The organism is Acetobacter sp. DmW_043 (assembly GCF_002153485.1).
GTDB lineage: Bacteria > Pseudomonadota > Alphaproteobacteria > Acetobacterales > Acetobacteraceae > Acetobacter > Acetobacter thailandicus.
The window spans coordinates 22,131-33,405 of sequence record NZ_JOMN01000103.1; the positions used below are offsets into that span (position 1 = coordinate 22,131).

General features: G+C 47.8%; 9 protein-coding genes and 1 pseudogene. 6 read left to right on the top strand and 4 right to left on the bottom strand.

From position 1 onward, the window contains the following. Window positions 1-168 precede the first annotated feature (168 nt). Together HK11_RS12020 and guaB are read right to left on the bottom strand one after the other, a co-directional pair. Entirely contained in the window at window positions 169-1,458 is a 1,290-nt protein-coding gene (locus HK11_RS12020; RefSeq protein WP_086555539.1) for an RsmB/NOP family class I SAM-dependent RNA methyltransferase, read from the bottom strand. A gap of 9 nt (window positions 1,459-1,467) precedes the next feature. Further along, window positions 1,468-2,946 carry an IMP dehydrogenase gene (gene guaB, locus HK11_RS12025; protein ID WP_086555540.1) on the bottom strand — a complete coding sequence of 493 codons (1,479 nt, stop codon included), beginning with the start codon at window positions 2,944-2,946 and terminating at the stop codon, window positions 1,468-1,470. 286 nt (window positions 2,947-3,232) lie between these two features. Between guaB and HK11_RS12030 the strand changes: the two genes are divergently transcribed. Beyond that, window positions 3,233-4,579, top strand: a complete 1,347-nt coding sequence (locus HK11_RS12030; RefSeq protein ID WP_086555549.1) for an Nramp family divalent metal transporter — start codon at window positions 3,233-3,235, stop codon at window positions 4,577-4,579. On the opposite strand, the gene HK11_RS12035 is transcribed toward HK11_RS12030, so the two are convergent. Together HK11_RS12035 and HK11_RS12040 are read right to left on the bottom strand one after the other, a co-directional pair. Beyond that, the gene (locus HK11_RS12035) at window positions 4,576-5,580 is read right to left on the bottom strand and encodes an asparaginase (protein WP_086555541.1); all 1,005 of its coding nucleotides are present in this window, start codon (window positions 5,578-5,580) and stop codon (window positions 4,576-4,578) included. The two genes, HK11_RS12030 and HK11_RS12035, sit on opposite strands and share 4 nt — an antisense overlap. 125 nt (window positions 5,581-5,705) lie before the next feature. Continuing rightward, a complete protein-coding gene (locus HK11_RS12040) occupies window positions 5,706-6,341 on the bottom strand; it encodes a LysE family translocator (RefSeq protein WP_086555542.1) in 636 nt (211 codons plus the stop codon). Between the two features lie 153 nt (window positions 6,342-6,494). Here HK11_RS12040 and HK11_RS12670 point away from each other — a divergent pair. The 5 genes and pseudogenes from HK11_RS12670 to HK11_RS12065 all read left to right on the top strand — a co-directional run. Beyond that, window positions 6,495-6,687, top strand: a pseudogene (locus tag HK11_RS12670) (IS5/IS1182 family transposase); the annotation flags it as partial. Window positions 6,688-7,094: 407 nt separating this feature from the next. After that, window positions 7,095-7,385 (top strand): hypothetical protein, encoded by a 291-nt coding sequence (locus HK11_RS12050; protein WP_086555544.1) that lies wholly within the window; start codon window positions 7,095-7,097, stop codon window positions 7,383-7,385. A gap of 793 nt (window positions 7,386-8,178) precedes the next feature. After that, window positions 8,179-8,826, top strand: coding sequence for an NADPH-dependent F420 reductase (locus tag HK11_RS12055; RefSeq protein ID WP_233133478.1), 648 nt, complete (start codon window positions 8,179-8,181; stop codon window positions 8,824-8,826). Further along, window positions 8,816-10,120, top strand: coding sequence for an NTP/NDP exchange transporter (locus HK11_RS12060; protein WP_086555545.1), 1,305 nt, complete (start codon window positions 8,816-8,818; stop codon window positions 10,118-10,120). The genes HK11_RS12055 and HK11_RS12060 overlap by 11 nt, the downstream gene beginning before the upstream one ends. A gap of 94 nt (window positions 10,121-10,214) precedes the next feature. After that, window positions 10,215-11,117, top strand: coding sequence for a LysR family transcriptional regulator (locus tag HK11_RS12065; protein ID WP_086555546.1), 903 nt, complete (start codon window positions 10,215-10,217; stop codon window positions 11,115-11,117). Window positions 11,118-11,275 lie beyond the last annotated feature (158 nt).

The window sequence follows — 11,275 nt, forward strand, 5'->3', positions numbered from 1 at the left end:
GCCTATATAAAGATATATTAACTGATGCTTCTTATTTTTGCCAACAAAACAAAAAAAGCCCTCTGCAAGAGGGCTTCGGTAAATAACAAAATTTATATAATATTTTTTATTTAAATCATAAACAAATAATGGTTTTTATAGTGCTGGTGTTTTGTTGTAATATTACAATTACTCTTTTCTCTTAAGAGTAGCTGCGAAAAACCCATCTGTACCATCACGGTATGGTGTTAATGAAATCATATCACAATCACGCAACGCGTGAGGCAGAGAACTGCTTTGCGGAGCGATGAGTCTGAAATCAGCGTGACGCGCCAGGAAAGATTCAATCTGACCGGTGTTTTCAGCTGATAAAATAGAACAGGTCGCATAAACCATTCTGCCGCCAGGTTTAACAAGAGCTGCAGCTTTATCGAGAATGGCTGCCTGTTTTTCTAGCAGCTCATCAATATCCACCTGCGTCAGACGCAGCCGAGCATCAGGGTTGCGACGCCACGTGCCTGTTCCGCTACATGGTGCATCGACAAGAACACGGTCGAAAGATCCCGCCCTGCGTTTCGTCCATTTGTCACCACTTACCAGCAGGTGGCGTTCAACATTATGTACCCCTGCTCTTCTGAGGCGCTTCACCGCACCGGTCAGCCTTTTTTCAGATACATCACAGGCGGCGATATGTCCTTTGTTTTGCATCATCATGGCAAGAGCAAGCGTTTTGCCACCTGCACCGGCACAATAATCGAGAACGCGCATCTCTGGCGCCGGGTCAAGAGCAGCGGCAACCAGCTGGCTGCCCTCATCCTGTATTTCTATACGGCCATCTTTAAACGGCGCTGTCGATGTAACTGAAACACGCCCTTTAAACCGTAAACCCCAGGGAGATAATGGTGTCGGGGTTGTCAGAAAACCTTCCTGCCTGAGTGCTGACTGAGCCTCTTCACGCGTGGTACGTAAAATATTCACCCGCATGTCGAGAGAGGCTGTCTCTGAAAGAGCGGTAAGTTCCTGCTCCAGTGTTTCCCCAAATGTTTGCTGCAGCTCAGGCAGCAGCCAGTCAGGTATTTCACACCGCACAGACAGCGGCATGGTCTCAGTTACCAGCGCACCGGTTTTCAGACGTGTCAGAACATTACGTTCTGACAGAGATAATGCACCGGCACAAAAGCGCCCGTCGGCGAACTGTTCTGTCAGTTCTTTCAGAGTGGTGCCCTGAAAAAGCAGGCAAGCCCCTGCCAGCAGGCGTGGCGTTGGCTCAGCCCCTGCCAGAGACAAATGCCAGCTCAGACGATACCAGCTGCGCATCACATCCCATACGAGAGATGAGACGGCCCGTCGATCTCCGCCTCCGATATAACGCCGTTCACGAAAAAAATCGCTGGCGATGGCATCGGCCGGTTTACGTGAGAGCGTTTTAATCTCAGATAAAAGATCAACAGAGGCTGCGAGACGCGCAGATGGTGTCATAGGTTCAGATCAGTCCCGCTGGTAGTTAGGAGCCTCACGTGTGATGGAAACATCATGCACGTGACTTTCACGCAGGCCTGCGCCTGTAATGCGACGGAAGCGTGCTTTTTCCTGAAGGTTTTTAATCTCGTGTGAGCCTGTATAGCCCATACCAGCTTTAAGGCCACCAACAAGCTGATGCACAACAGCGGCCATAGCACCTTTGTAAGGTACGCGACCTTCAATGCCTTCAGGCACAAGTTTCAGGGCATCTCTGACTTCCTGCTGGAAGTAGCGATCCGCTGACCCGCGGGCCATGGCACCAAGGCTGCCCATGCCGCGATATGATTTGTAAGAGCGCCCCTGATACAGGAACTCTTCACCAGGAGCTTCTTCTGTGCCAGCCAGCAATGAGCCAACCATCACAACATCAGCACCAGCACCAATGGCTTTAACAATATCGCCTGACGTACGAACACCGCCATCAGCAATTGCAGGCGTATCTTTTTCATGACATGCGATTGAAGTTTCAAGAACAGCAGAGAACTGAGGCACACCAACACCTGCAACAATACGGGTGGTGCAGATTGAACCCGGGCCAATGCCGATTTTAATGCAGTCTGCCCCTGCTTCGATCAGTGCAAGCGCGGCCTCTGGTGTTGCAACGTTACCTGCAATAATCTGAATATTCTGATCATATGATTTCAGGCGCTCAACTGCACGCAGCACACCGGCTGAGTGACCATGAGCTGTGTCCACGACCAGAACATCAACCCCGGCTTCAACCAGGCGTTTTGCTCTGTCAAAGCCATCATCACCAACGCCGGTGGCTGCTGCACAACGCAGGCGCCCCATGCTGTCTTTGATCGCCAGCGGATAAGCAACAGCTTTATCCATATCTTTAACAGTGATGATACCGATGCAGCGGTTCTGCTCATCAACAACCAGCAGTTTTTCAATGCGGTGTTTATGCAGCAGGTGGCGTGCTGTGTCTGCATCAACGCCTTCACGCACCACGACCAGGTTGTCGCGGGTCATAAGCGTATCAACCCGTGAGGTCGGGTCAGTTGCAAAACGCACATCACGATTGGTCAGAATACCAATCAGCTTCTGCGTGTCAGGTTCAATCACAGGCAAACCACTAATGCCATGATGCTGCATAATGGCCTGAACTTCGGCCAGTGTCTGTTCTGGTCCGACTGTAACAGGGTTAACAACCATGCCTGATTCAAAGCGTTTAACACGACGAACGTGCTCTGCCTGCTCTTCAGGTGTCAGGTTTTTATGAATAACACCCAGACCGCCCTGCTGTGCCATCGCAATCGCCATCTGGCTTTCGGTAACGGTATCCATAGCAGCGGAGATCAGAGGAATATTCAGCTCGATAGAGCGTGTGAGGCGTGTCCGCACAGAAGTCTGGCCTGGGACGACATCTGATGCGCAGGGAACAAGTAGCACATCATCAAACGCCAGGGCTTCAGTAACGCGACTATAAGGGGAAAGGGTCATACTACAGGAATCCTTAGCTTAAGATGTCAATTGGGATCACCCGATAGCAGCAGATTTGTGTCTTCAGGCCATCAGACAGATGGCAGCCGGGGATATAATATCTTAACGATAAACACAAGATCTATCTTGTTCGATTTCAGGCATGATGCCTCGTCATGCATACCTTAAAAGCAGGTATAATGTTAATAAAATGCTGATGGCTACTATTCAGATATTGCGTGCTGAGACATAGTGAAGGTGTTTGTTTTTTGATGAAACGTTCATTTTATTAAAAAAGCTTTTATTCATGCAAGCCTCTCCCTCCCGGTCACCAGTACCTTCCGATCATGCAGAATACCCGGAACAAAACTGTTCTGGCATGTCTGCCGGGCCGGGTGTGAAAGTGCCTGACGGCGCCTCGTCGTTCAGGCGGTTTCTGGCTTTTGTCGGGCCAGGCTATATGGTGTCAGTGGGGTATATGGACCCCGGAAACTGGGCCACAGACCTTGAAGGCGGCGCGCGTTTCGGGTTTGTGCTGCTCTCTGTCATACTTTTGTCAAATGTTATGGCTGTCTTACTCCAGTCCCTCTCGGCCAGGATCGGGATTGCTACCGGCTATGATCTGGCACAGGCCTGCCGGGCTTACTTTCCGCCTTTTATTAATTTTTTTCTCTGGCTGACCTGTGAAATTGCAATTATAGCCTGTGACCTTGCCGAAGTTATTGGTACGGCCATTGCCCTGCAATTACTTTTTCACATCCCTCTTATTGCCGGAGCCTGCCTGTCTGTACTCGATACGTTTCTGCTGCTTTTACTGCTCAAACTTGGGATGAGATGGCTTGAGGCCTGTGTCATGGCTTTTCTTGCTATTATCGCAGCCTGCTTTGCCATTCAGGTTGTTGCGGCCTCCCCGGCCCTGCCAGCTGTGCTGAAGGGGTTTTTATTTTCTCCGGTCGTGCTGACTAATCAGGATATTTTATACGTTGCGATCGGCATCGTCGGGGCTACAGTCATGCCTCATAACCTGTATCTGCATTCAGCTTTAGTGAAAACGCGTGCTTATGCGCAGGATGAGGCCGGTAAGCGCGAAGCTATACGCTTTGCGACACTAGACAGCACCATTGCTCTGACGCTGGCACTGTTTGTGAACGCGGCCATCCTGATTGTATCGGCTGCAGCGTTTCATGGGACAGGACATCAGGATGTAGCCGATATCGGTCAGGCTTATAAACTGATCTCTCCTTTACTGGGGCTTGGTATTGCCTCAACCCTTTTTGCTGTTGCACTGCTGGCCGCGGGCACAAACTCGACAATTACCGGCACGCTGGCTGGGCAGATTGTGATGGAGGGCTTTTTAAAACTGACGATCCCCCCCTGGTTAAGGCGCCTTGTAACGCGTGGCCTGGCTCTGATCCCTGTTTTGCTCGTTATTTTATTATATGGAGAGAAAGGCACCACCTCACTTCTTATCCTCAGCCAGGTGGTTCTCTCCATGCAGCTGCCTTTTGCTGTTATTCCTCTGGTGATGTTTGTTTCTGACCGCACAAAAATGGGCAGCTTTGTAATATCGAAGAAAGTTTCATGGCTGTCATGGGCTGTTTCAGTCATCATCCTCGCGCTTAACTTCAAACTGCTGTACGATACCGTTTTTTAAAGGTAACCGCCTTCAAAAGCCTGGCGTATCGCAGATGCAGACGTTGTTTTGCTGGCAATGAGCAGCTGAAGCAGAATACGGGCTTTATGTGGCGATAAATCACATGATACATTAAAACCGCGGATATCGTCAGAGACTTCAATATTGCGTTTTACCAGACCACTGCCAACGCGGCTGGCACGTATAACATGCACACCCTGCGCGACAGCCCGGTCGAGGGCTGCGAGTGCTGTGTCTGACGCATTACCGTCACCTATGCCGGCAAGAACAATACCTTTCACACCGTCAGCCAGAGCATGGCAGATCAGGCGATCGTCCATATTGCTATGGGCATAAATAATATCAACACACGGCAGGCTCTCATGTTCTGGTAAACTGAACAGAGGTACCGGCGGCGCGGCAGGTGTTACAAAGTAAACTCTGTCCGTATCAACATAACCTGCAGGCCCGCCATTGACAGACTTAAATGCATTCACTTCTGAGGTGTTAATTTTACTTACTGTACGGGCATCATAAATGGTTTCATTAAAAACCACCATAACACCCCGCTCACGGGCTTTGGGGCTGGCTGCAACTTTCAGGGCGTGAGAGATATTAACCGGACCATCTGCACCGGGGGCACCACCCGGGCGCATTGCACCGGTCAAAATCACCGGTTTCTGACTTTTAATAACGTGCTGCAGAAAAAAAGCCGTTTCTTCAAGCGTGTCTGTACCATGAATAATGACGGCGGCATCAAAATCCTCCTGCTCAAATGCCTGCATTATACGACGTGCAAGCGCAAACCAGAGCGCATCATTCATATTCTGGGAGCCAATACTGGCAATCTGCTCAGCATGAATGTCTGCCGTTTCCGGCAGGTTGGGTACGTGATGAAGCAGGTCCTGAACAGACACATTGCCAGCATCATAACCTGATGCTGAGCGGGCGTTCATCTGCCCGGCAATCGTGCCGCCTGTGGCTAAAATCAAAATACGGGAGGGTGGTGAGTGCTCAGTCATTATCAGGCGCCTGCTACAGGTGTTACTTCCGCAGCTTATAGCCTGTCTTATTTTTTTCGTTAAGTCAGAGCTGAGCGTTAACGCCTGATGCTGATTATCTGGTTATCTGACAGGATCAAAAAAGTTTATGGGTTTAAGAGCAACCTGACAGCAAAGAACACAAAAACCAGCCCTGTCAGCGTGTCAAGCATACGAATAATAGCAGGTCTGGCCAGAAAACGGCTCAGAGAAACAGCCATAATGACAAGAGTAAAATACCACAGCAACGTCAGAATAACCTGCACAATCAGAAGCAGGAATGAATATGACAGCACACTAACGCCAGGCGGAATAAACTGAGGGAACGCAGTCAGGTCAAACACGCCGACAAGAGGGTTCAGAACAGTTGTTAATGCCCCCCTCTGAAAACCAGACCAGAAAGCCTGAGGCGTGTAGCCACCATGAGCTTCAGCCTGCTGGGGGTGTGCTTTCAAAACATTTATAAAAAGCCTGACTGCGAGATAAAGCAGATACCCTGCACAGGCCCACTCCAGCCCCAGGAAAAGCGGCCGGGAAGTTGAGATCAGAGCACTCAGACCAAAAGCAGTCCCAAACCCCCATAATGTCAGGCCTGTTGCTATACCCAGCACCGCGCCTGTTGCCGTTGTGCGCCCCACACTGATACCCAGGCGGATAACCAGTGCGGTTTCGGTGCCGGGAGTCAGAACAAGAATGCCCCAGGTCGTGGCAAATGCCAGAACAGGCAACAGAAATTGAGGCATTATTATTTAAAGTCTCCCAGAAATTTTATGTTTATTAAGTATATTTTTTGACAGCTTGTCTGCGCAGCCATAATAGAATTTTTCTCATTTTACCAGAGGATGTCATGTACTTTCTGGTATGAGTATTGCAGAACAGATGGATGAATACTGCACGCAAACCATATCCGTCTGACAATCGATACGACACATCTCAAAGCACACAGAACGGCAGCCTCCCTGCTTAAAAAAGGGCTTTTCCCGCCATGCCGGGCGAACCAAAGGCGGTCTGTACGCAAAACTCCATGCCGTGTGCGATGGCCAGTTCAGTGACTTCAGGGGAGCAGATGTTCTTCTGGCTGATCTGCCAGACGAGACAGAAGAAACACCTGAACCTGAACCCAGAAGACCAGCAAGGCCTGAACCAGAAGCCGAGCCCTTACCAAAGAAAGGATCTTTAGATAACGTTTCTGCTCGTAAATGGTATCTTAATCAGGAAGAAAAAATACCTGATCAGCTTAATAAAAACGACAGCCTGGAAAATCAGGCAAGGCAGGCTCATAAAATCAGAAATGAAATAAGAACAATGGCGAGAGATATAATGTCTGACAGAGAAACAGCTGAAAAAATAACTCGTGAAAACCCCAACCTTACCTGGGAAGAAATATATACTAAAACAGAGAAAAAAGGCTATACTGGCAATGATATTTACAGAGAAATCATACAATCATCGCAACGTTCCCGTTCGAGCGTTAATCAAAAATTAGGTTTATAAAAATGCCTGTATCATGCCTGTATGAAAACAATGAAGAAAGATGTTATATAAATGATACCCCGACAAATGAAGACTGTATAAGTCTTACGAAGTATCTTGAAAAATATTGGGATGCAAATATTATAAAAGAATATGATGTTGGTTTTAGTTCTGAATATAAAATAAAAATAAAAAATATTGAATTTTATTTGCACCATGAATCAGGTGATGGTAATTATTTTACGCAAAAAAATGGTTATGTAAGCGATAAGATAGATATGATTATACACGATTTAAATAAAAGATTTTCCTGATAGTGAAATTTATTGAACCTGAATCTGGAGGGATCGAAGGACTGTTGATTAATGCGGCTGGTTCGTGATTTTGGAGTTCTGGCGTGCTTATTATTATTTCTCTGACTTGGTTTATTACCTGAAGGTCCATAATTTAAAACTCCCTGACGATTTTTATAATCATATTATGCAAACTATGAAAAATAGAGACCTCACCTGACATAAAATATGATCACTCAGATGGTATGAGTGCTCATAATCTTACTGGTAGGCTCAGCATCTGTTAATTCATTGAACTGAGCGGGCTATTGTGATTCACAGGTTTACCGATGGAGGGCAGGCCTGTGAGTGAGTTTTTTTACTTTCTGAACGCCAGATGGAACGGATCAAGTTATTTTTCCCGCTGGCGCATGGGGTTCCGGGGGGCTTTGACAGGATCAGGCCGCCTCTCGCAGACCGGAATATCACCGCCTGTACCCCGCTGAAGAAGAACCGGAAATTAAAACCGCCTTACGACTGACATCTGTATAAAAAGCGCCATCTTATCGAAAATATGTTTGCAAAGCTCAAAACTGGCGACGTATTGCAACATGATATGACCGCTGTACTCATACATTCATGTCCGCAATTAATATCGCAGCAACCGTCCTCTTCTATCTTAACGAATGAGGCATGAGCCTGACTTTAAAATTTTATTTTGCATAAAAATAACGTGCTGATGTTTGTGCAGGCTATGGCTATATGTGCAGGTTGCACCCTGACAAACATTGAGTATGCTGAAAGCTCTCTATCAGGCTACAGGGAAGGCTTTAATATGCCACCATCATTTCGTTCATCGCGGCGCAACGTGCTGAAAGTTATATGCGGTATAACTGCGATAACGTCCCTGCCCCCGGCCATGGCAGAATCTTACAGACCAGGAAAAACAAATTTGCCACGTATTGGTATTATTGGTTCCGGGCAGGTAGGCGGCACTCTTGGGCGTTTATGGGCACAGGCTGGTTATCAGGTTATGTTCTCATCCAGAGAGCCGGAATTACTGCAGGATGTCGTTGCAAATGCCGGTGCAAATGCACGGGCGGGAGATGTAGCACAGGCAATAGCTTTTGGTGATGTCATTTTACTGGCTGTTCCTTATGGGGCTGAGCCGTCTGTTGCAGAAAAATATAGTAAGGCACTCGCTGGTAAAATACTGATTGATGCTGATAACGCCTACCCTTATCGGGATGGTGCCGTGGCTGAAAAAGCCCGTAGTTTTGGTGTCGCCAAATATTCGGCACAGCTATTTCCAGGCACATTATTTGTACGGGCATTTAATTCAGTTAATGCCAGTAGTCTGACTAATGGTGGCGGTGGCGACACAGAAGTTCTGTATAGTTTTACAAACGATAAAGCCGGTGAGGTTGCCGCTCAGCTGATTAAAGCGACAGGCTGCGTACCTGTGCGTGGTCATGATCTCTGATAAAACACCGGGGCCTTTTACTCTCAGATTTTGTAAAGCCATTAATGCCCACCCGGATGAAGTGAGCGCGTGCCTCTGGGGGTTTGGGCTTTTTTTCTTTCTTTTTACCGGCTACGCAGTTTTGCGCCCGGTGCGTGATGCTATGGGCATTGCCAGCGGGCTCCATAATCTGCAATGGCTGTTTAGCTCTACCTTTATCGTTATGCTGCTGGCTGTACCCCTTTATGGATGGCTTAATGCCCGTGTAGCCCGCGCGCAGTTTATTAACTGGGTTTATGGTTTTTTTTCTCTCAACATGCTTGGCTTTGCATGTTGTCTTTTTCTGTGGCCTGCCAGCCTGTGGGTGGCTCGGGCATTTTTTGTCTGGTTGTCAGTTTTTAATTTATTCGTTGTATCCGTCGCCTGGAGTCTGATGGCGGATATATTCAGAAAAGAGCAGGCAGGCCGTCTTTTTGGTTTCATTGCCAGCGGCGCCAGTATTGGCGGTATTACCGGACCCGTTGCCGGGGCACTACTCGTCAGTATTGTATCACTACCAGGGTTAATGGTGGTTTCAGCGTTCCTGTTAGGAGGCTCCCTGCTGGCTAAGTCACGTTTAATGGCGTGGCGTACCAGCCAGGAGAATGAGGAGGAGTGTGAAGCACGTTACCGCCCGGTAAGAGGGAACCCTTTTGCTGGTTTCACGATGGTCATGCGTTCACCTTATCTGTTGTGTCTTGCCGCTTTTGTTATGCTGTTAAGCACATCATCGACTTTTCTTTACTTTGAACAGGCCAGATTAGTAGCTGTTACCTTCCCTTCACGAGTGGAACAGGTGCGTGTTTTTTCAATTATTGACAGCGCTGTTCAGGCTCTTTCTCTGCTTTGTCAGGTAGTAATAACCGGACGCTTTGCACATCGTTTCGGTGTCAAAGGCCTGCTGACCATTGCACCATTGATTATTACGGCAGGGTTTCTGATGCTTGCAATATGGCCGGTGTTTGTCATGGTCGCGACTGTTATGGCGATAAGACGTGTGAGTGAATATGCGTTTATTCGCCCCGGGCGTGAAATTTTATTCACGCCAATGCCGGCAGATGTAAAATATCGTGCAAAAAGCTTTCTCGATACCGTAGTATACCGTGCGGGTGATGCCGTCAGTGGCTGGACTATCGCTGCGATTACCGCCGTTTCGCAAAGTTCTGTCGTTGTCTCCCTTGCCGGTGCTGCGCTGGCTTTTATATGGGCCGGAACAGGATATTTTCTTGGCGGACAGGATGATCAGTCTTTCCGCTCAGAAAAGAAGAGTACATAGCGTAGCACAATGCAGCTAAGCTCTTGTATACACAGCATCAGTCGCTATGGATTGCACTGGTATATGTACGAGAGTGGTCAGGGCCATTTTGAAGATGATTCTCGAAAATCTGACAGATATTAGTTTTTTTGTTCAGCTGGTTCAGGCTGGTAGTGTCAGTGCGACAGCAAAGCGGCTGGGTGTCTCTGCCCCTGCTGTATCGCGCAGGTTAAGGCGCCTTGAAGAGCGGCTGGGTGTAACACTTGTTGTGCGTAATACGCGACATTTTCATCTGAGTGACAGTGGACAGCTTTATTATGATGGTGGCGTAAAGCTTGTTGAGGGTACAGAACACCTTGAAGCCGAAATTATGCAGTCTAACCGTCTCTTACAGGGGGCGTTAAGCATAGGAGCACCGCTTGAGCTCGGGCGTAACAAACTGGCACCCTTCATAGCACATTTTGGTAGCGAGCACCCCGACCTTCAGCTCAGTCTCGCTGTTGCTTCTGAGGGGTCATATGATTTTGGCGACTATCTTGATCTGATTATTCGCCTGGGCATGCCTGAAACATCCGGTTCTATTGTTACAAAACTTGCATCAACGAACAGAGTGCCCTGTGCCTCCCCAGAATATATTGAACAATATGGTCAGCCTCAGACGCCGGAAGATTTAAAAAAACATACCTGCCTGTGTTTACGGCGTTATAAAACGATGGAGCCGTTAAATCAGTGGATACTGGAAAATAAAAATAGCTCACATGTGGTGGTGGTGACGCCAAGGCTTAGCAGCACAAGTGCTGAAATTGTGCATGACTGGGCACTGTCAGGCAAAGGTATTGCCTATAAATTACTATGGGATGCGCAGGATAATCTCAATAATGGCAGCCTGATAAGGATTTTGCCTGAATTTCAGGGAGAAACGGTATCTCTTTATGCTGTCCTGCCTTCCCGTGAGCATGTTAAAAGCAGTGTTCGGCTTCTTCTTAAAGAAATGAAGAAATATATAAAATCACTATAATATATCCAGGCTCAGGACACATTCTTTAAGATTGCTTACATATAAAAGTATGAGCGCAGCGATCGTATCGTGTTGCCATCCGTCGCCAGCCTTTGAGCTTTGCGAACATGTTTTCGATCAGGTGACGCTTTTTATACAGATGCCAGTCGTAAGGTGGC

Excerpts from the sequence above, each read along its gene's own strand:
- HK11_RS12020 (WP_086555539.1), bottom strand. The coding sequence starts at position 1,458 with ATGACACCATCTGCGCGTCTCGCAGCCTCTGTTGATCTTTTATCTGAG.
- guaB (WP_086555540.1), bottom strand. The coding sequence starts at position 2,946 with ATGACCCTTTCCCCTTATAGTCGCGTTACTGAAGCCCTGGCGTTTGAT.
- HK11_RS12030 (WP_086555549.1), top strand. The coding sequence starts at position 3,233 with ATGCAAGCCTCTCCCTCCCGGTCACCAGTACCTTCCGATCATGCAGAA.
- HK11_RS12035 (WP_086555541.1), bottom strand. The coding sequence starts at position 5,580 with ATGACTGAGCACTCACCACCCTCCCGTATTTTGATTTTAGCCACAGGC.
- HK11_RS12040 (WP_086555542.1), bottom strand. The coding sequence starts at position 6,341 with ATGCCTCAATTTCTGTTGCCTGTTCTGGCATTTGCCACGACCTGGGGC.
- HK11_RS12050 (WP_086555544.1), top strand. The coding sequence starts at position 7,095 with ATGCCTGTATCATGCCTGTATGAAAACAATGAAGAAAGATGTTATATA.
- HK11_RS12055 (WP_233133478.1), top strand. The coding sequence starts at position 8,179 with ATGCCACCATCATTTCGTTCATCGCGGCGCAACGTGCTGAAAGTTATA.
- HK11_RS12060 (WP_086555545.1), top strand. The coding sequence starts at position 8,816 with ATGATCTCTGATAAAACACCGGGGCCTTTTACTCTCAGATTTTGTAAA.
- HK11_RS12065 (WP_086555546.1), top strand. The coding sequence starts at position 10,215 with ATGATTCTCGAAAATCTGACAGATATTAGTTTTTTTGTTCAGCTGGTT.